The sequence below is a fragment of the Arthrobacter sp. NPDC058097 genome (genome assembly GCF_042884885.1).
Taxonomy (GTDB): Bacteria; Actinomycetota; Actinomycetes; order Actinomycetales; family Micrococcaceae; genus Arthrobacter.
Map to the genome: position 1 here is coordinate 1 of NZ_JBHVSZ010000022.1, position 20423 is coordinate 20423.

Annotated in this window: 15 protein-coding genes; 8 read left to right on the top strand and 7 right to left on the bottom strand. The window is 61.6% G+C overall.

What is annotated here, in order from left to right; translation table 11 throughout:
* Nucleotides 1–124: 124 nt before the first annotated feature.
* Entirely contained in the window at nt 125–1300 is a 1176-nt protein-coding gene (locus ACFVTE_RS23735; protein WP_387105035.1) for a CaiB/BaiF CoA transferase family protein, read from the bottom strand.
* Between the two features lie 237 nt (nt 1301–1537).
* Here ACFVTE_RS23735 and ACFVTE_RS23740 point away from each other — a divergent pair, with 237 nt between their 5' ends.
* The 5 genes from ACFVTE_RS23740 (at nt 1538) to ACFVTE_RS23760 (ending at nt 7737) form a co-directional block, all read left to right on the top strand.
* On the top strand, nt 1538–3019 hold the full coding sequence (locus tag ACFVTE_RS23740) for an aldehyde dehydrogenase (protein ID WP_387105038.1): 1482 nt from the start codon (nt 1538–1540) through the stop codon (nt 3017–3019).
* Between the two features lie 20 nt (nt 3020–3039).
* The gene (locus ACFVTE_RS23745; RefSeq protein WP_387105040.1) at nt 3040–4449 is read left to right on the top strand and encodes an MmgE/PrpD family protein; all 1410 of its coding nucleotides are present in this window, start codon (nt 3040–3042) and stop codon (nt 4447–4449) included.
* A gap of 64 nt (nt 4450–4513) precedes the next feature.
* Nucleotides 4514–5050, top strand: a complete 537-nt coding sequence (locus ACFVTE_RS23750; protein WP_387105041.1) for a hypothetical protein — start codon at nt 4514–4516, stop codon at nt 5048–5050.
* Between the two features lie 31 nt (nt 5051–5081).
* Nucleotides 5082–6152, top strand: a complete 1071-nt coding sequence (locus ACFVTE_RS23755) for a zinc-binding dehydrogenase (RefSeq protein WP_387105043.1) — start codon at nt 5082–5084, stop codon at nt 6150–6152.
* Nucleotides 6153–7029: 877 nt separating this feature from the next.
* On the top strand, nt 7030–7737 hold the full coding sequence (locus ACFVTE_RS23760) for a nitroreductase (RefSeq protein WP_387105046.1): 708 nt from the start codon (nt 7030–7032) through the stop codon (nt 7735–7737).
* A gap of 2107 nt (nt 7738–9844) precedes the next feature.
* Here ACFVTE_RS23760 and ACFVTE_RS23765 read toward each other — a convergent pair.
* From ACFVTE_RS23765 to ACFVTE_RS23775, 3 genes are read right to left on the bottom strand one after another with little or no spacing between them, the layout of a single operon-like run.
* Complete coding sequence (locus ACFVTE_RS23765; protein WP_387105047.1) at nt 9845–10981, bottom strand: bifunctional 2-methylcitrate synthase/citrate synthase; 1137 nt, start codon at nt 10979–10981, stop codon at nt 9845–9847.
* Between the two features lie 29 nt (nt 10982–11010).
* Nucleotides 11011–11916 (bottom strand): methylisocitrate lyase, encoded by a 906-nt coding sequence (prpB, locus tag ACFVTE_RS23770; protein WP_387105050.1) that lies wholly within the window; start codon nt 11914–11916, stop codon nt 11011–11013.
* Between the two features lies 1 nt (nt 11917).
* Complete coding sequence (locus tag ACFVTE_RS23775; protein WP_387105053.1) at nt 11918–13438, bottom strand: MmgE/PrpD family protein; 1521 nt, start codon at nt 13436–13438, stop codon at nt 11918–11920.
* Nucleotides 13439–13632: 194 nt separating this feature from the next.
* Between ACFVTE_RS23775 and ACFVTE_RS23780 the strand changes: the two genes are divergently transcribed.
* The 3 genes from ACFVTE_RS23780 to ACFVTE_RS23790 are packed head-to-tail and all read left to right on the top strand — an operon-like array spanning nt 13633 to nt 16449.
* Nucleotides 13633–14784 carry an acyl-CoA dehydrogenase family protein gene (locus ACFVTE_RS23780; protein ID WP_387105055.1) on the top strand — a complete coding sequence of 384 codons (1152 nt, stop codon included), beginning with the start codon at nt 13633–13635 and terminating at the stop codon, nt 14782–14784.
* A gap of 10 nt (nt 14785–14794) precedes the next feature.
* On the top strand, nt 14795–15259 hold the full coding sequence (locus ACFVTE_RS23785) for a MaoC family dehydratase (RefSeq protein WP_387105058.1): 465 nt from the start codon (nt 14795–14797) through the stop codon (nt 15257–15259).
* A 41-nt stretch (nt 15260–15300) separates the two neighbouring features.
* On the top strand, nt 15301–16449 hold the full coding sequence (locus tag ACFVTE_RS23790) for an acyl-CoA dehydrogenase family protein (protein ID WP_387105060.1): 1149 nt from the start codon (nt 15301–15303) through the stop codon (nt 16447–16449).
* 244 nt (nt 16450–16693) lie between these two features.
* Here ACFVTE_RS23790 and ACFVTE_RS23795 read toward each other — a convergent pair whose 3' ends face one another.
* The 3 genes from ACFVTE_RS23795 to ACFVTE_RS23805 all read right to left on the bottom strand — a co-directional run bounded on the left by ACFVTE_RS23795 (nt 16694) and on the right by ACFVTE_RS23805 (nt 20403).
* Nucleotides 16694–17986 carry an MFS transporter gene (locus tag ACFVTE_RS23795; RefSeq protein WP_387105062.1) on the bottom strand — a complete coding sequence of 431 codons (1293 nt, stop codon included), beginning with the start codon at nt 17984–17986 and terminating at the stop codon, nt 16694–16696.
* A gap of 13 nt (nt 17987–17999) precedes the next feature.
* Nucleotides 18000–19451: an MmgE/PrpD family protein gene (locus ACFVTE_RS23800; protein ID WP_387105065.1), complete on the bottom strand. Its 1452-nt coding sequence runs from the start codon at nt 19449–19451 to the stop codon at nt 18000–18002.
* Nucleotides 19452–19575: 124 nt separating this feature from the next.
* Nucleotides 19576–20403, bottom strand: coding sequence for an IclR family transcriptional regulator (locus tag ACFVTE_RS23805; protein WP_387105067.1), 828 nt, complete (start codon nt 20401–20403; stop codon nt 19576–19578).
* Nucleotides 20404–20423: the final 20 nt, after the last annotated feature.

Below are 20423 nucleotides of genomic sequence, written 5' to 3' on the forward strand. Positions count from 1 at the left end.
GAATCAGCGCATCCGCCCCGGACGCCAACCCCTTATCGGCCCAACTCGCCTTATGGCCAGGAACAAACAACATCGAACGGTACGGCTTCATGAACCCTCCTAGGATCATTGCTTCTCAGAATCTTTAGGACTCATCGGCGTACAGGACTCCCGCGGCCAGCAGTTCTTCCACCGTCTCGGTAGATAGCACCTCGCCCACCACCGCGCGGGTATCGGCGCCCACCTTGGGTGCACGCCCGTGACGATCGGGACGCACACCATTGAACGTCCATGGTGGCCTCACCAACGCCAGGCCATCGGCCTGGCGATCGATAATCTGCAGGTGTTCGACCTGTTCGTGCTCCAGGTACCCGCTCATCGAAAGCACCGGCGCGAAGGGGACGTCGGCTTCGGTGAGCACCCGTTCCCAGTGAGCCCTCGGTCTCGTGGAGAACTCGCGCTCGATGATCGGCACGAGTTCGAAATAGTTCGCCTCGCGGGGACGATACAAGGCGAAGCGGGGATCTTCGGTAAGATCCAAACGTCCGATCGCCTGGCACATCGCACGCCAGAACTTCTGGGACGATGACAGGTGCACTGCCAGATACTCGCCGTCCGACGTTGGCACACAGAAGTTCTGTGCCTGCGGGTGCCGGCTCGTGCGCGTCGGATCATGGCCCAACTCGAACGCCTGCGTGATTGCGTCGGTGGTGAGCACACTCACCGCCTCCATTATGGATGTCTCGAGACGCTGCGGTTCGCCTGTCTTCAGCCGTCCGACGAGCGCTGCCAGCACTCCCGTAGCGGTGCTCAATCCCGTAACCAGGTCGGCGCTCAGGCCACCTGCGAGCTGCGGTTGCCCTGCCTCACCCCACATAGAGTACAAGCCGCCGAATGCATGGCCGATCGTGTCGTAGGCGGGTCGGTCAGCGAGCGGACCTGTCGAACCGAAGCCCGTGACCGAGCCGTACACGAGGTCAGGGCGCAGCTCACGGCACGCCTCCGGCCCAAGGCCCAGCGCCGCGAGCTTTCCGGGGCGCAGATTCTCGAGGACGACATCGAATCGAGGGATCAGCGACTTGACGACCGACACGCCCTCGGGCGTCTTCAGGTCGATCGCGATGCTGCGCTTGCCCGTGTTGTATTGCCTAAAGTAGGGGCTCTGATCGTTCTGCTGCCGCCGAAAATCCTCGCCAACGCCCGGACGCTCGATTTTGACGACTTCCGCACCCAGGGAACATAGGAGCGACGTCCCCAGAGGCAGGGCAATATAGCCGCCGACTTCCAGTATGCGAATGCCTGTGAGTGGTTTGTGCTGCATTGCTGCCCGCCTTTGTCAGCTCGATACGTTGCAGGAGTCCTGCCCAGAACTCGGCCTCGCTTCCTTACGAACGCCGATGCAGGAAAGACTCCAAAATCTTTCTCAATATAATATACCCAATGATCACTTGGAGATATAAAATATTTATAGAGCGATCACTCGCTTCCAAAGCTGCGGGGAGGCTTAGAACTTCTCCTCGGTGATCGACTGCTCACATAACAACGTAGGGATCAGCTCATGACCACTCACACTGACATATGGCAAGGACAGTACGACCGGCTCTTCATCGGCGGATCGTGGGTCCGCCCGTCGTCGACCCGAACGCTTGAGGTAATCTCACCCGCGACCGAAGAAGTGATCGCCACCGTGCCCGAGGCCCTTGAAGCGGACGTCGACGCGGCGGTTGAGGCGGCCCGTCGCGCCTTCGACCACGGCCCGTGGCCGCGGATGACGCTCGACGAACGCATCGCCGTGCTGCGAAAGCTCAGCGCCGAGTTAGAGGCGCATGAAGGCGACGCGGCCCATCTCGTGAGCGCGGAGATGGGCTGCCCGATCACCCTTTCCACAAAGATGCAGGCCAGAGGCCCCCGCCTCCTCCTAGACTCCTTCCTGGATATCGCGCCCTCGTATCATTGGGCCGACACACGACAGTCGCTGACCGGCAACTCGCTGGTCACTCGTGAGCCCGTCGGCGTCGTCGCGGCAATCGTGCCCTGGAACGCTCCCCTTCTAATCTCCATGATCAAACTCGCTCCCGCGCTTATCGCCGGATGCACCATGGTGCTTAAGCCAACGTCCGCAACTCCCCTCGACGCGTACCTGCTAGCACACCTGATCCAAAAGGCAGGGCTGCCCGACGGCGTTCTCAACGTGGTCCCCGCGCGCCGCGAAGTGAGCGAGCGTCTTGTGCGCCACTCAGGAGTGGACAAGGTCTCCTTTACGGGCTCCACCGCGGCAGGCCGGCGCATCGGCGCCATCTGCGGAGAGGATCTGCGCCGCTGCACCCTCGAGCTCGGTGGCAAGTCAGCGGCCGTGCTCCTTGAGGATGCCGACCTCGACGCTGCCATAACCGCGATCCGCGCGGTCTCGCTCCGCAACACCGGCCAGGTCTGCAGCAACAAGACGCGCATCGTCGTCGCCCGCTCGATCCGGGACGAACTTAACGACCGTCTCGTCGACCTGATCCGCTCGATGCCCGTCGGCGATCCCTTCGACCCCGCGACCGAGATCGGGCCCCTGGCAAACAGCACGCAGCGCGAACGAGTCGAGGAATACATCGCCGACGGCAAATCCTCGAGCGCCTCGCTGCTCATCGGAGGCGGGCGCCCCGCGAACCTCGATCGCGGCTACTACGTCGACCCGACTATCTTCACTGATGTCGATCCGAACGCCCGGATAGCGCAGGAGGAGATCTTCGGGCCAGTCCTGACGGTCCATACCTTCGACACAGAATCCGAAGCGGTCGCCATCGCCAACAACTCCGAATACGGGCTCAACGGGTCCGTGTTCTCCTCCGACCTCGATCACGCTCTCAGCGTGGCGCGGCAGATCCGCACCGGAACTGTCGAGGTCAACGGCAACCCCGTCGGCTTCCAGTCCCCCATCGGCGGGTTCAAGAACAGCGGCATCGGGCGCGAGGCCGGCCTGGAGGGCTTCGACGCCTATGTCGAGACTAAATCGTACGGGCTTCCAGCCACCGCCATTGGCAAGCTCGTCTGACCAGCATGAAAGGGTACACAATGGGAAACTTCCCTCCGGTCGAAGCGGCCGCCGCGCGCTTCGTCACTGAGCTCACGTTCGCCGAGATTCCTGTGGAGGCGCTCGCCGGGGTTCGAAAGCTCATGCAAGACCAGCTGTCGCTGCAAGTAGGTTGTGCGGCTTTGCCCTGGAACCGGGCAGTGCTTGAGATGACGCGCGCGGAACACGCGCCCGGCCGTTCGCATATCTCCGTCAGCGGCGACGCGGTAAGCGCCGCCGACGCCGCGTTCGTCAACGCCACCTACGGCCACAGCTTCGAGTACGACGACGCCCATCGCTCAAGCTCCTCGCACCCGGGCAGCACCGTGGTTTCGGCGGCACTGGCCGTCGGCGAGGAAATCGGTGCAACGATGCGCGAGGTGATCACCGGCATCGTCGCCGGCTACGAGATCTACACGAGAATCGGCAATCTCGCCGCACCGGAACTGCTGGAATCCGGGTTCCACCCGCACGGCGTCCTGGCGAGCTTCGGTGCGGCCGCCGTGGCCGCGAAAATGTACGGCTTCGACACCGACACCACGGCGAATGCGCTTTCCATCGCACTGAGCCACGCCTCGGGAACGACGGAATATACATCGACCGGCGGCTCCGTTAAGCGTGTCCATGCGGGCATCGGCACACGAAACGGGATCCGAGCCGCCAAAATGGCCGCGGCCGGCATCACCGGACCAAGCGCGTTCCTCACGGGCGCCAAAGGATTCTTCCGCACCTTCATCCGACGAGGCGTGGACAACGTTGCCGCGGCAACCTTTGGCCTCGACCGCTCGTTCGAGATAACCAAGGTGTGGGTCAAGCCCTACTGCTGCTGCGGCATCAACCACGCCTACATCGAAGGTGCCCGCCAACTCAGCGACCATGCCGCCGACATCAACCGCGTGACGCTCAACATCCAATCCGGCGGCGACGTCGTGATCGGCAACAAGAACGAAAACGCCTTCGCACCCACGCTCATCGACCACTTGCAATACAGCCTGCCCTTCCAGTTCTCCCTATCGCTGCTTGGCTACGGCAATGGCTTCTCCACGCACCACGCCTACCTCGACGGGACACTGGACATCGGTCCAGAGAGTGACGTCGCGACGCTCGCGAACAAGGTAAACATCGTCGTCAACCCGGAGCTCGATGAACAGTACCCCGGACGCTGGATTGCCGACATCACGATCGACTACACCGACGGAACCAGCCGCAGCGTGTTTATAGACAACCCCTCCGGCACCGCGGAGAACCCGATGTCCCAGGAAGAACTGGACACGAAGTTCCATGACCTGACCGGGACTGCCCTCGGCGCCGACGGCAGCGCCGCGCTGCTCAACGCGATCCAAAACGTCGATCCGGAGCAGCCGGTTGGGCAATTCGTCGCGCTTCTGCACAACGTAGCCAGCTTTGTCTGAGAAGTTTCCCTCCGGCCACGGCACGTCTGCTGTGACCACACATCGAAAACAAGGAGCAATCACTATGGCAGGTGAACACCTCAAAGTCGAGGCCCGAGTCGTCATCACGGACCTCGACGCAAACGGTAAGTCAACTATCGTTAGCGACGGCAATAGCAGGGTTCGTACAGCCCAGCCGGGCTTCACCGTGAACGAGCTATGGCAGATCGACAACGTTCCCGGGCACATCCTCGCACCGAACACCCTCGGCGCTGAGCCCGTGATCGACCCGCCGGCGTCGGGGCTCACCGTCCGAATCGCCGCGTTCCCGCCTGACTCGGAGTTCGACGCCGAGGGCTACAAGGCCTCACTCGATGCGTTCCACGGTGCGGACACGCACGGCGGCGACGGTGCCGACGACTCAGCTGGCGTGTGGCACGAGACCGACACGGTCGACGTCGTCACCATCATCTCCGGAGAGGTCTACACCGTCACCGAAACCGGCGAGACGCTGCTCAAACCAGGCGACACGGTCATCAACCGCGGGGTCAAGCACATCTGGAGCAACCGCAGCGACCAGCCCGTCGTCGTCGTCGCAACTATGGTTGCCGCGAACCGCTGATCCACGGCTCCCCTGAAAGGAGGACCCTTTTATGCGTGGTGTTGTTTTTCGCGGAAATCGCGAGCTGGAGGTTCTTGACTTCGCTGACCCGGTTCCGGGCCCTGGCGACGTCGTGATCCGGATCAAAGCTTCGGGCCTTTGCGGCTCCGACCTGAAATTCTATCGAGATCCGCCGGATGAGGCGCTCAAGGCCCTTGGCTTCAAGGACTTCTCGGCGCGTGGCATCGACGAGGCCCCCAAGATCGTTGCGGGCCACGAACCCTGCGGCGTGATCGCGGAGATCGGCCCGAACGTCGACCACCGGGCATGGAAAGTCGGCGACCGTGTCATGGTGTTCCACTACAAAGGTTGCGGCTTCTGCGACAACTGTCGCACGGGTTGGACCCAGATGTGTGAACACGGCGCCACGATCTACGGTGCGACCGCACATGGTGGCCATGCCGATTACATGGTTGTCCCGGCCGAGACCCTGGTGGCCCTACCCGATGAGATCAGCTTCTCAGCGGGTGCTGCCATCGCGTGCGGCACCGGGACGGCTTTCGGCGCACTGCGTCGGGCAGATGTCACGGGCCGCGACACCGTTGCAGTCTTCGGGATGGGGCCCATCGGCCAGTCGGCCGTCCAGTTCGCGAAGGCGTTCGGCGCCGAAGTGATCGCCGTCGACATCGCGGAGGACCGCGTGGCTCGCGCAAGCGAGCTGGGCGCCCATCACGTAGTCAACTCGAATAGCGTTGATCCGGTCGAGGCCATTCGGGAAATCACGGGCGGTCGTGGGGCAACAGCGGCCATCGAGACCTCGGGCGCGCCGGTTGCGCGGACTGCAGCCACTCGCGCGCTCGGCACATGGGGTCGCATCGCCCTCGTCGGTCTCGGCGGCAACATCGACCTCAATGTGTCACCGGACATCGTGATCAAGCAGATCTCGATCCTCGGTTCCTACACCTTCTCGAACGTTGGGATGGGCGAATGCGCCCGCTTCGTCGCGAAGCACGGGATCGACGTGGACGCGATCTTTACCGACCGCTGGAAGATCGACGAAGCCGTCGAGGCGTATGTGGAGTTCGACAAGCAGACACGGGGCAAGGCGGTCATCGAGTTTTGATCGACACGCGACGGAGTCCGATCATTCCACCGATCGGATTCCCCGCGCTTGCCATCACTTTGGCAAGGGTCTTGACCCCCCTCGTCAACCATAAGGGCCCCGGAGCGCGTTCGAAGGTCATCAAAGGCAGCACCGCGAGTCGAGCTCAACGTGGATCCGGCCGATCGCGAGGCGGGCACTACTGCTCGCGTCGCGATCGGCGCTCGGTCCTGCAGCCCGCTGGCGGCCTTTCCGGCCGGAGTTGGGCGGTGTCATGAATGGAGGAGCAACGGTCCAGGAGCCCACTCCGGAACACTGTGATGGTCGATGTGGCCTTGATTGCTTTTTCGCCACGCCCACCACTCCCCCAGATCTCCGACAACGAATGGGCGTCCGCCCCGACGCCCCACTCTAAAACCTGGCGAGGGCAGCGCCTAGGATACGAGTGGTTACAACGACACGCGCACAAGGCCGCCCAAGTAGCCCTGCGTGAATACACATAAAAGCCGGCGCAAATGCCCTTCCCGAGCTGATCAACGCAGATGACGGCTCTGGTGCCCACGCGACGCTCGGCCTCAGGTTCACTGGACTCATCCTGCTGGCGTGCGTTTGAGAGTGACCCCGTCTCACTCCCGTTCAGAAACCGCGCGTGTCGCCTGGACTGTACGGGTTAATCGTCACGACGCACGATCTCCGCATTCCCCCTGGGCTTGAAGCCGGCTCCGGCTCCTCCCTCGAGCGGAGAGCAGACCACTACGGAGCTGGGCCTCATCCGAAGAGCCAGGAATCGCGTGACTATTCCCTCTCGACGCTTACAGCCGGCGGCAGCCGGAGCGCAACATGACCTAAATTTTCGGAACCTAGGGGCCAATTTTATATTTTGTATTATACTGGAAAAATGACACCACCTATTGACTCCGCTGTTGCAGAAGTAGAAGATTCCGTGATGCTTGAGCGACTGCTCACCGATCGGTGGAGCTGCCGCGCCTACCTAGAAGATGAGGTGCCTCGTCCCACGATCGAGCGCTTGCTATCGATCGCTCAGCGCACAGCATCGTGGTGCAACACGCAGCCGTGGGAGGTCATCGTGACTAGCGGCCAGGGCACCGAGCGGTTCCGCGAGGCCATGATGGAGTGGGCACGGAGTCACCAGCCAGCGTTCGATTTCGATGAGCCCTCTGAATATCGCGGCATCTACCGGGAGCGGCGTCGTGCCAGCGGGTGGCAACTGTACGAGGCGGTCGGCGTCCAACGGGGCGATCGCGAGGCGTCCGCTCGTCAGTCGCTCGAGAACTTCCGCTTCTTCGGAGCACCCCATGTTGCGATTATCACAACCGATGCCATTCATGGCGTCTACGGGGCTGTCGACTCCGGTATGTACGTCAACAGCTTCCTCCTCGCCGCGAAAAGCCTTGGGCTAGGAGCAATCGCACAGGCGGCCCTCGCAGGCCATTCCACGCTCATCCGCCAACATTTCAACATCCCCGAAGATAGAAAGGTCCTGCTCGGCATCTCCTTCGGCTATGCAGACCTCGGACATCCGGCCAACAGCTACCGCACGGCACGCGCCCCGCTCGACGAGGTCGTAACCTGCGTCGATCAGTAGCGGAGGAACGTCCCGGCCGAAGGGACCCTTCTATGGTTGTCAAACCATAGAAGGGTCCCTGATTGCACCTGCAACTGGGGGTGGTGGGTGACATCGGTGTTGGTCACGAACGGTCCGGGGCCTACCGCCGTCGGCCAAGGATGTCGAGACCCGCTGCGTCTAGCACCTCACGCACTCTGACTGTCGGAGCATCGTTCTTGGCCGCACCCCAAAAAATTGCACTTATCTACAGCGACTACCCACCGCTGCTCTCCGCCCGGCCCACGGTAGCCCTGGACGAACGTGCCATCAGCGCGTGGGTCAGCAGTGAGATGAACACCGCCATGCAGAGGGCCGAGCCGACGGCGAAGATCGTGGTGACTCCGGCGCCGGTTGGAGCAGCACCGCACCGGCGACCGCGGTGCCGAATGAGCTTCCTACGGTGCGCGGGACCTGATTGAAGCTCACTGAGCTACCAGCTCGGCTGTAAGTAGCCGGCGGGCGCTCAGAGCCGGCACGGCGGTAGAGCTTGTCCCCATCCCTAAGCCGAATACGAGCATCCCGATCAAAATCTCCCAGAATTCCGCGTGGACTAAGAGCAGCAGCATTCCGGCCAACTTAGTGCCAGCGCCGATTGGCAGCAGCGCCGTCACGCTGATCCTGTCTGTAGGCGTCGCACGAGACGGTCCGCAACGAAGCTTCCCACCGAGAGCGGGACCATGACGAAACCAGCCCAGATAACTGGCAGGGCCAGGCCACACCCTGTTGAGGCAGAGGCCTGGGCGACGAGGCTGGAAATCGAAAGGGCGATATACATCGCCCTCCCCAGCCCCACTGCTGCCAATGGCCAGCGGTACTTCCCCTTGCGAAGGACGCGAAGGTTGGTCAGCGGATGCTTCAGCAGTCCAGCCTTGACCCACGCGCCCAAGACAATGGCGCTGAAGATGAACGTGCTGACCGTCCACGGCGAACTCCACCCCATGCGGGTCCGTCACTGACTGCGAGGAGCAGGGAGGTGAGACCGGGACAAAGTAGGACCGCCCCGGCATAATCGAAGCGAATTCGTGGCGCCTGCAGATCAGATCCGGCCGGAACAGTGTGGAATACGACAATGATCGCCGAAGAAAGGGCGCATAGATCAAGGCGGCCATCAGAGGCGAGCTCGATTCAGTCAAGCTGTTGCCCCCGCTCCCATCTTCCGGAGGATGGGGATGACCGCTTCAAGAGTCCCGCGCTCCTCCGGCGTCAACCGCTCCGCGATCGCCTGGTCAAGCCAGTCACACCCAGCTGAGGAATCCTGCCCCAGCTTCTGCCGCCCTGCGTCCGTGAGCTCGATCCACACCCGACGATGAACTTCTTTATCGGGAACACGCATCACAAGCCGCGCACGTTCCAGTTCACGGGCGGCGAGCGAAATGCCCTACGGGTTGACCCGCAGGCTGTGCCAGTTCCGTGGTCGTTGCAAGCCCGTGCTCCAACCAAGTGGCAGAGCACGCCGACTTTTCCGATGGAAATCGTTCGTTCGGCGTTCAGTCCCCCTAGCAGCGAGGCTAGCACCTCCGAAGGAGCGCATCACTGACTGGTCAGTGATCCTCCAACTGTACAGCGTCTTGATAAAGTACCTTGTACAGATGCGGCCTAGGACTGCGAGCCCTCTCGGATCGCAGCAGGCCCCGGTCCCCAGGGTCGCGACCCTGATTCTGCTGACGACAATCAGCATGTAAACGTCTTCAGGTGCATTGGGGCTTCGGCCGCTAAGACAACATCCCGACCGGGACATCCCACTCATAGCGTGCATATACTCCCCTACCGTCTGACTTCTCGACCATTTCCCTGGGCCAAGGTCCCTCGGCTGATAGCCAAAGAATCGAATTGTCCGGCATAACAGCATCGACTGTTCCGGACCGTATAAATCGCCCGTTCAGGCGGATTTCAACCTGTAGGCCCAGAAGGCGGCTCCAGTCCGGTTGCAGGTGAAGGTCCATAGGGTTGTTCTCCAATCCATTATGTGCAGTAGTCGCCGATCTCTGGCGGCAGGATTACGGGTGGCAATGGGGCACCGAAACGTTGCGATAATTTGATGGTCCCTGTGACCATCCGGTGCCCCATCGCCGGTTCAGGGAGAACGCTAAATTGAGCGTTGCTCGGTCCCGTTGTATGCACTCAGCGGGCGGATCAGCGAGTTCGAGGCGAGTTGCTCCATGATGTGTGCTGTCCAGCCTGTGATGCGGCTTGCGACGAAGATCGGGGTAAAGGTGGGAGTGTCGAAACCCATGAGGTGGTAGGCAGGACCAGTTGGATAGTCGAGGTTGGGCCTGATGGCCTTTGCCTGGTCCATTGCTTCCTCAAGACCGTTGTACAGTCCCAGGATTTCGGGCCGACCGTAGTGGGCGATCATCTTGTCGAGGGCGGCCTTCATGGTTGGCACGCGAGAGTCGCCTTGCTTGTAGACCCGGTGTCCGAAGCCCATAATCTTCTTCTTCTCCGCCAGGGCGTCCTCCATCCATGCACGTGCCCGCGCTGCGGCCTCCCCGGTGGTTTCCTCGCTGCGGATTCCAATCTCGTCGAAGGTGTGCATGACGGCTTCGTTGGCACCGCCGTGCAGCGGTCCCTTGAGTGCGCCGATGGCAGCGGTCACCGCGGAGTGTAGGTCCGAAAGCGTCGATGTGACGACCCGGGCGGTGAATGTGGAGGCGTTGAAGGAGTGCTCGGCGTAAAGAATCATGGAAACGTTGAAGGCCTCCACCACCTCCGCAACGGCCTCCTCGCCGAACGTCATCCACAGGAAGTTCGCCGAGTACCCGAGATCATCACGTGGCGGGACGACGGCCAGGCCCCGACGACGCCGCTGGTCATAGGCCACGACGGCGGGCATGGCAGCGAACAGGTCCAGGGCTTTGGCCATGTTGCTCTGGACTGAGGAATCTTCGGTCAACGGGTGACAGGCACCCATCACGGAGGTGGCCGTGCGGCAGACGTCCATGGGATGGGCAGTTACGGGAAGAGCGTCAATGGCATCCTTGACCTTAGGGGCCAGAGCCCGGCCGCCCCTTTCTCTCATGCTGAAGTCTGCCAGTTGCGCCTCGTCCGGGAGTTCACCGTTCCACAGGAGGTAGGCCACTTCTTCGAAGCTGCATTTAGCGGCGAGATCCTGTACCGCGTAGCCGCGATACAGCAAGGAGTTGGTGTCCGGGTTGACCTTGGAGACGGCGGTGTAGTCCACGACGACGCCGGCGAGGCCCTTTTTGATTTGTGTGTCAGTCATGCTGAACTCCTTCGTTGCAGTCCTATGTGTTAGCGGACGCCGGGCATTTGGAAGTTGAAGATGCCGGAGTCGAATTTGTTGTAGGCCTCGTAGTCCACGAGGTCGTAGAGGCGGGCACGGGTGAGCATTTCAGGCACGCGGACTTGCTGGGTTCCGAGGCTCTTGAGCGTGTCCAATACCCGTTCAGCGGCGCCCATGGCACTTCGGAGCAGGGTGACGGGGTAGATGACCATGTTCACGCCGACATTTTGGAGCCGGGCGGTGGTGAAGAGGTCGCTTTTGCCGAACTCGGTCATGTTGGCCAGGATCGGGACGTCCACGGCGTCGCGGATGGCTTTGAACTCGTGCAAATCGCGCATGGCTTCGGGGAAGATGGCATCGGCTCCGGCGTCAACCAATGCCTTGACCCGGTCCTTTGCTGCGTTGAGTCCGTCGGTGGCGCGGATGTCGGTGCGGGCCATGATGAGGAAGTTCGGGTCCCGGCGGGCGTCCGCCGCGGCCCTGATGCGTTTGGTGGCGGTGTCGAGGTCCACGACATTTTTGCCGTCGAGGTGGCCGCAGCGTTTGGGGTTGAATTGGTCCTCGATGTGGCATCCGGCGAGGCCGGCGTTTTCGAGTTCCTGGACGCTGCGGGCCACGTTCATGGGTTCACCAAAGCCCGTGTCGGCGTCCACGATGGCCGGCAGATCGGTCATCCGGGCGATCTGTCCTGCCCGGGTGGCCACCTCGGTCAGGGTGGTCAGGCCGATGTCCGGCAGGCCCAGGTCATTGGCGAGGACCGCGCCGGAAATGTAGACGCCGGCGAAGCCCTTCTCCTCTATCAGCCGGGCGGAGAGCGGGTTGAACGCCCCCGGGAACTGCTGGATGGTTCCGGAAGCCAGCAGCTCCCGGAACCGGACGCGCTTTTCTTCGGGCGTGGTTTTGGAATACAGCATACTAGAACAGCCCTTTCGGTGCCGTCGTGGGGTCAATGACGCCGGGTGCGGCGGTGATGTTCAGCTGGTCCAGTTCGCCGGCGGCCAGTTCGGGAAGGCGTTCGACGGCGGCGAGGAACCTTTCGATCTCGGCCTCCTCCACGATCCCGGCGGCCAGAGTGCGGAACTTGTCGACGTACTGTTCCCGGGTGAACGGCCGGGCGCCGAGGGGGTGGGCGTCGGCAACGGCGATCTCGTCGAGGATGCGTGTCCCGTCGGTGAGGGTGATTTCCACGGAGCCACCGAAGGCCTTCTCAGAGATGTCCAGGGAGTGGTAGCGGCGGGTCCACTCCGGGTCTTCCACGGTGGAGACCTTGTGCCACAGCTCCACGGTGTCCGGGCGGGCGGCGCGTTCGGAAGAGTAGGAGTCCACATGGTGCCAGGCCCCGTCCTGCAAAGCGACCGTGAAGATGTACGGGATGGAATGATCCAGCGTTTCCCGGGACGCCGTCGGATCATACTTCTGGGGATCGTTGGCGCCGGAGCCGATGACTACATGGGTGTGATGACTTGTGCGGATCAGCACCGACGCGACGTTCTCGGACTTTTTTAGCTCGGGATAGTTGTTATGGAGCTTGCGGGCGAGGTCGATCCACGCCTGGGCCTGGTATTCGGCGGAGTGTTCCTTGGTGTAGGTGTCCAGGATGGCGCGCTTGGCTTCACCGGCTTCGGGCAGCGGAACCTCGTAGGAGGCGTCCGGGCCGTCCAGCAGCCAGGCGATGACGCCGTCCTCGCCCTCGTAGATCGGGACGGGGGAGGTCTGTCCGCGCATGGACCTGTCCACGGCTTCCACGGCCATCTTCCCGGCAAATGCCGGGGCGTGCGCCTTCCACGTCGAGATCTCGCCCTTGCGCGACTGCCTAGTGGCGGTGGTGGTGTGCAGGGCCTGGCCCACGGACTGGAAGATGGTTTCGACGTCGAGCCTCAGGAGGGTGCCGATGCCTGCGGCCGCGGAGGGGCCAAGATGGGCGACGTGGTCGATCTTGTGCTTGTGCAGGCAGATCGCCTTCACCAGGTTCACTTGGATCTCGTAGCCGGTGGCGATGCCCCGGATCAGGTCCGCGCCGCTGGAACCCACGTGCTGGGCCACGGCCAGGATCGGCGGAATGTTGTCACCGGGGTGCGAGTAGTCTGCCGCCAGGAAGGTGTCGTGGTAATCCAGTTCCCTGACCGCCACACCGTTGGCCCACGCCGCCCACTCCGGGGAAACCCGTTCGCCGATGCCGAAGACCTTCGCCCCCTTGCCGCCGCTGGACGGGCCGTGCGTGAGGGCCTGTGCCCGCGCCGCGACGATCGGAGCGCGGTTCAGCGAAGCAACAGCCACCGAGGCATTGTCGATGATCCGGTTGATAACCATCTCCGTGACCTCGGGCGTTATCCCGACAGGGTCGGCGGCGACCATCGCGATCTTGTGCGCCAACTGATCCTTCCGGGCAAGTTTCTCCTTGCTCCTATAAACGCGAGTGGTTTGGGTGAAAGTCATTTGCAGCCCCTTTCAGGAGACCTAACAGAATTGCTCAAACTGCAGGACCTTTGTCGCCATCATTCAGGATGGACGCCAAAGGCAAGGCACCGGTAGAACTCGGCTACCGTTCAACGATTCTATATTATATACTTGATTGCGTTCGGGGGTGCTGTCCCTCGGAGTTAACCCCTGATAGTGAGAAGAGGCCATCGATGCAGCACCTCAACGAAGAAGAAGCGTTCCTCGTCGAAACTGTTCGCGCGTTCATCGATCGCGACGTGAAACCAACCGTGCGCGATGTGGAACATGCCAACGAGTACCCCGAGAAGTGGATCGAGCAGATGAAGGACATCGGCATCTACGGCTTGGCGGTACCCGAAGAGTACGGGGGAATGCCCGTCTCGATGCCCTGCTACGTCCAAGTCACCGAAGAATTGGCGCGAGGATGGATGTCCCTCGCGGGGGCCATGGGCGGTCACACAGTCGTCGCGAAACTGCTGACTCATTTCGGCACCGAAGAACAGAAGAAGATGTACCTGCCTCGTCTGGCCACAGGGGAAATGCGTGCCACAATGGCCCTCACCGAGCCTGGCGGCGGTTCGGACCTCCAGGCGATGGCCACGATCGCGCGTGCTGAGGGCGACGATTTCGTAATCAACGGTTCGAAGACGTGGATCTCGAACGCACGCCGCTCCGGGCTCTTTGCTCTGCTGTGCAAGACTGATCCAACGGCCGAGCCCCGCCACAAAGGCATCTCGATCCTGCTTGTCGAGCACGGTCCCGGTCTTGAGGTTTCGCGCGATCTGCCGAAGCTTGGCTACAAAGGCGTAGAAAGCTGCGAGGTTCGCTTCACTGACTATCGTGTATCCAAAGACGCCATTCTGGGCGGCGTACCCGGCAAGGGTTTCGCCCAGATGATGCGGGGCCTGGAAACGGGCCGCATCCAAGTGGCCTCCCGCGCTCTCGGCGTCGCCACGGCAGCCCTTGAGGACTCCCTTAGGTACGCCCAAGAACGTGAAAGCTTCGGCAAGCCGATCTGGAAGCATCAGGCTGTGGGCAACTACCTGGCTGACATGGCGACAAAACTCACGGCCGCGCGGCAACTGACCCGTCTTGCCGCTGAAAAGTTCGATAGCGGCGAACGCTGTGACATGGAAGCCGGAATGGCCAAACTTTACGCCTCGGAAGTGGGCATGGAAATCGCCCTCAACGCCGTCCGTATCCACGGTGGCTATGGTTACTCAACGGAATATGATGTCGAGCGCTATTTCCGCGATGCCCCGCTCATGATCGTTGGCGAAGGCACCAATGAAATCCAGCGCAACGTCATCGCAGCCCAACTCGTTGCCCGCGGCGGTCTCTAAGGGGGGCGACATGGCTGGACAAAGAGTCATTGACGGTGCTGACGGACTCGCAGAGCTGCTTGGCGAAGAGCTCGGAGTGAGCGACTGGCGTACCGTCGATCAGGCCGACATAAATAGCTTCGGCCGAATCACCGGAGACGAACAGTGGATTCACACTGACCCCACACGAGCTGCCGAGGGCCCATTTGGCACGACGATCGCGCATGGCTTCCTCGTGCTATCCCTCATCCCCATGCTGGCGAACCAGATATACGAGGTACAGGGCTTTGCCGCCCGAGTGAATTACGGCCTTGAGAAGGTGCGTTTCCCTCAGCCTCTTCGTGCCGGCGAGAAAGTACGGGACCGGGTGACGGTGCGCGGCGTCGAGCGCACCCCTGCGGGTGCACGCGTCACTTTCTCCCACGAGATCGAATCGAGCGGAGGCGGTCGACCGGTCTGTGTCGCGCAAACCGTCACTCTCTTCACTTTGGGCTAGTTCGCACTGCAGACCGGACAACTTAGGAAAGGACTATTCACATGGACGCTGAAGATTTTAAAGAGGTTCTGAGCACGGTGCGAGACTTTGTCCGCAGCCGGGTGATTCCGCTCGAAGAGCAAATCGAAAACGACGACCGCATTCCGGACGAGCTCATCGACGCTTCTCGCGAGCTTGGTCTTTTCGGCTGGGCCCTGCCAGAAGAATTCGGCGGATTGGGTCTCGATGCCGTCGAGGACGTAAAGCTGGGTATGGAGCTCGGTTACACCACACCCTCGTTCCGGTCGCTTTTTGGGACTAACAACGGCATCGCGGGTCAGGTTCTTGTAAATTACGGCACCGCGGAGCAGAAAGCGCAGTGGCTCCCCCGTCTTGCCTCGGGTGAGGTGATCGCTTCATTCGCGCTCACCGAGGCGGAGGCCGGCTCGGACCCCAGTGGCCTGCGCAGTACAGCAGTGCGCGATGGGGACACCTACCGCATTAACGGAGCGAAGCGCTTTATCACGAACGCGCAACTCGCACAGGTCCTTGTGGTGTTCGCACGCACTGACCCCAACGCCAGCGGCACTAAGGGCATTTCAGCGTTCCTCGTGGACACTGACGCACCCGGGGTCACTATTGGCCCACACGACAAGAAGATGGGCCAGGAGGGTGCCTGGACGAGTGAGATCTTCTTCGATGATGTCGTCGTCGGCGTGGACCGCCTCGTCGGCGGTGAAGAAGAAGTCGGCTTTCGTGCCGCCATGGCTTCCCTTGCGAAGGGCCGCCTGCACATATCCGCGATCTGCGTTGGCCAGGCCCAGCGCATCTTGGACGAGTCTGTTGCATACGCGGCAGAAGCGAAGCAGGGTGGTAAGCCAATCGGCACCTTCCAACTCATCCAGGGCATGATCGGTGACTCGTATTCAGAGCTTCGTGCTGCGAAAGCCCTTGTTCTGGATGCCGCACGTGATTTCCAGGACGGCAGTGACCGCAAACTCGGTCCTTCGGCGTCGAAGCTCTTCGCCAGCGAGATGCTCGGCCGGGTCGCAGACCGTGGAGTGCAGATTCATGGCGGTCTAGGCTATATGCGCGCCGTTCCGGTTGAGCGCTTTTACCGCGCGGCCCGCCTTTTCCGCATTTACGAAGGAACTAGTGAAGTGCAAAAGATCGTCCTGGCGCGCCACCTGCTCCAAGCCAGAGGGATGTAGCCGCACCTGTCGATCCCAAGGTAGCCCACCGAGGCCGGAGAGGCCGCGGTGGGCTACCTTTTCTCACGCATGGGGGCGGTTGGGTTGCCAGCGGGGCATTCGTCTCTGCGGTCGGGCCGCAACGGCCTCGGGCCGCCTTTTGACGGCACGACGTGGCGGCGCCGTAAAGCTCCCTCCCTACCAATTGATCTGGCGTCGGCCACCCTTGGTTATCCCATCTACCCACGCCGATGCTGAGTTCGAATCAGGTTGTGGTCCTCTCAGGTGACTTGCTCTGTAGGATCAGCGAGGAGGCGACCGCAAGGCCCACGGGAACAATGGCCAGGAAATACATCACATGAGGGTCGATGACGCTCAGCGCGAAGCCGACGAGCAGGGGCGCAATGATCGCACCTACGCGTCCGACGCCCAACATCATTCCGTAGCCTTTTGCCCGCGCCAGCACTGGATACTGCGTCGGAACCATTGCGGTGTATCCCGCCATCGATGCGAACACTGCGAGGCCCAGGAGGCCCCCAAAGATGTTCGCGATGGGGTTTGGCACCAAGAGCGAGAACCCGATGATAGCGACGACGCCGACAGACAGGAACGCCGTCGTCACGCGCACAGCGCTGAAACGCAGGCCGATGATGGCGAAGAGAATGGCACCGACGAACGTTCCCACGCTTACGGTGATCCCTGCCGCTGATCCTGCAGCCTGGTTCCCGGTGAGATTAGTGACGAGCTGTGGTGTCCACGTGCCCACGAAATAATAGGCAGCCGACAGCATGCCGTACCCGGTGGCCAGCAGGATAGTGGTGGCCCACAATCGCCGGCCCAACAGGGCGGTATTAGCCCCGGGCGTCATCGCTTGCTCGTCCGGAGCATTCGGCAAATGGCTTCCGGTCTCGCTACCGGGGACGCCCCCTCCAGCCCGAGCGAGGAAAGCCTCTGATTCCGGAACCCTGAAGTACGCGACCACCAAACCAATCACTGCCAGTACGGCTCCGGCCCAGAACAAGGACTGCCACGCGCTGCCTGTCAAAGACAGTACGGCTGCGCCGCCGAATCCGGCTAAGGTGCTTCCCAGCGGGAAGCCGATCATCACGATGCCCGTGGCCATGTTTCGGCGATCGCGCGGGCAACCCTCCTGGGCGATAACGACGATGACCACGCTGATCACACCGACACCCAGACCGGTTATGAATCTGCCGATCATGAGCATTCCGTGTTCCATCGCCAGCGCAGAAACAACGAGTCCGATCAGATTGACGAGGAGTCCACTGAGGACGGTTTTTCGTCGTCCGAAGCGGTCGGCCAATCGCGCTAGGAAAATCGCACCTATGCCCATCCCCAAAAGGGCAAGGCTAATTATGAAACCTTTTTCGCTGGCGGAAGCGAATCCTTCGGGCAGGTGCGGCAGGGCGAATCCGACGATGAAAAGATCGAAGCCGTCCATCGTGTTGAGGAACATGCACAGGAGGACGATGAAGTACGGGCCGATTCCTATTCCCGCACCGCGTTCGGTTGCGGAGATTCCAACACTCTTGGTTGACATGCTGGTGGACCTTTCAGTTGGAAGCAATAACAGGATCGTCGCGGTGGAAAACGGAGGCCCCAGCGTCCGGGGTCAGAGGGAGAAGCAACGCTTCGACAACATCTGTGATGTCCTCGAGCCCCAAAACGCTGTTGATCAGGTCGTCCTCTGTCTGTCGGCTCAGTGGTAATACGGAGTAGGGGACGCACCGTCGGAACTTGTCGATGAAGTCCTGCTCGTCAAACGGAATGTTCGGGTGACCCTTGACGTATGTGTGTTCGGTTACGAACGCACTACCGTCATTCAAGGTGGTACTCACGCGGGCACCCCAATCCGGTACCGACGGGACCTCCTCGGCGGAGATTCTTGTCATCAGCTCGCGCACATCCTTGCGGCCTCGTGCCTGTGGGTCGTAGGTATCGAGGAACACATGCCCATCGAATGCAGCGGATGCTACGACATAGGGCAGGCTGAACTGGCACTCGGGTACGGTTTGCGGGGACCATTTGTTTTCCACCGGCTCACATACCGCCTGCCAGCCCGGTGTAGAGACCTCAATGTGGATGCGCGCGATGTCTTCTGCTCTGAAGCCATGCGTCTTCATTTGCTCAAGGATCCCGTCGATGGAGGAGTGAGAGAAATAGCAGGCGCTGTGTGCTTTTGTCGTAATCCGCGTCATTTCCCAGCAATCGCCGAGGCTCCGGGTAAGTGCCTCCGGATCGATCTCCCATTTGGCCGTTGAGAGGAATCCGTTCGGGCCCGTCAGGACAGATCGCCGCGGCCCGGTGATCCCCTTTCGTGCCATGAGACATGCCGTGATCGCTGATTGGCAGACGAGTCCGTGATGCATCCGGACCATGAGCGTCGCAGGAGAATATATGCCGATCGTGTGGGGTTGCGTCATGGTACGCGCGATACCCTGGGCGTTCTCCAACTGCGCAGCGGTAAGACGAAGTAGCCGTCCGACTGCAGCGACAGCACCGAAGATGTAATGGCCTCCACAGTCGTTATGGGCAATGGCTCTGCTGATGACCTTGTAAGCGGAGCCAATCCGGACGAGCGTTTCCTGTCCTACCACCAATGCGGCAAGGAAGTCCTTGCCGGAGACGGTCGAGCATAGTCCGCTTGCAGCAAAGAGGCTCGCCACGATGTATTCGCTGACGTGCCCGGCTTCCTCGTGCAGGTCGCCGCAGTCCATTGCGCGTGGCATGGGTCCGATTGCAAGGGCGGCTTCGGCCGCCGGGACACGACCGCCGTATAAAGGTATGACTGATTGCTCGGCCCCGCCTTTCTCCTTGACCAGTTCGACAATTTGGGGAATGCCATCCAGGCCAGAACCCCCGATCATGACTGCGGTGCAGTCGAGCAAGCTTCGCTTAGCGTGGCCTATGACCTCGTCCGGCAACTCATCGAAAGTGGTCTCGAGTGCCATGCGGCACAGCGCGCTCATTGGGTCTTCTGAAGGTCGTACGTCGAATCTCGGCATGGATGCTCCTCTTTGAGACAGGCAGAGTGTCTTCGGTACGGTATAGTCGCGCCCGGTTGTCTGTTTCGGGTCCTTCGGTCGTTATTCCGTACGGCAAGTGATGCTAAAGAGGACGTGAGCGGTGTCACCAGCGTTCTTCTCGTTTCGCGGGAATTTTCTGGCGCTCGGTAGCCCGCTTCAACTGATATTTGAGTTCTGCGAGATCGGAGTTGACCGGCTCCTCCCTTGTCCTCCCGGTCCACGAGATGGCACGGGCCGAGGCCTGGAGCATGGCCGCCACCTCGGTGGGTTGGGCGAAGTCAATGGGCACCGTGACCGACAGCGATGCAACTGCGAGAGCGTCGCTCCCCAGGACTGGGACGGCGATACCGGTGGAATCCCGCCACATCCACCCCCGCGCAACGACGTAACCCATACGTCGTGTATCGTCGAGCAGCTTGCGAATGGCCGCCGGGTCCGTCGGGGTATGCGGCGTGAATCCGGTCAGGTTCGCGGTCGTGAGGACATCACTGCAGGCCTGCTGATCGGCGAATGCCAACATTGCTACGCCGGGTGAAGAAGCGAGTGCAGGTAGCCGGATGCCGGGCTTGGTGACGTTGGCGGCAGCAATTCCTCGAGGTGTCAGGGTCTCTACATTGATAACCTCGTTGCCGTCGAGCACACATAGGAGCGTGGGCGCATGGATCTTTTCCATGAGTCGCTGCATATGCGGGAGTGCTGATTCTCTGAGGGCCTGGACGGCCGAGGACCGCGCGGTGGCTTCCCACAAGCGCATGCCGATGCTCAGCCGGCGCTCCTCGTCCTTCCCCAGAATCCCGGTGCGCACCATTTCGCCCACTAGGCGATGTGTGGATGCCATGGGTATCCCGGTCCGCCGAGCGATCTGAGAAGCCGTCAGCGGACCCCCCGCCGACCTGAAGACGTCGAGTATTTCGACGATGCGGTCAAGCACTTCCGTGGGCTTCCAATGAG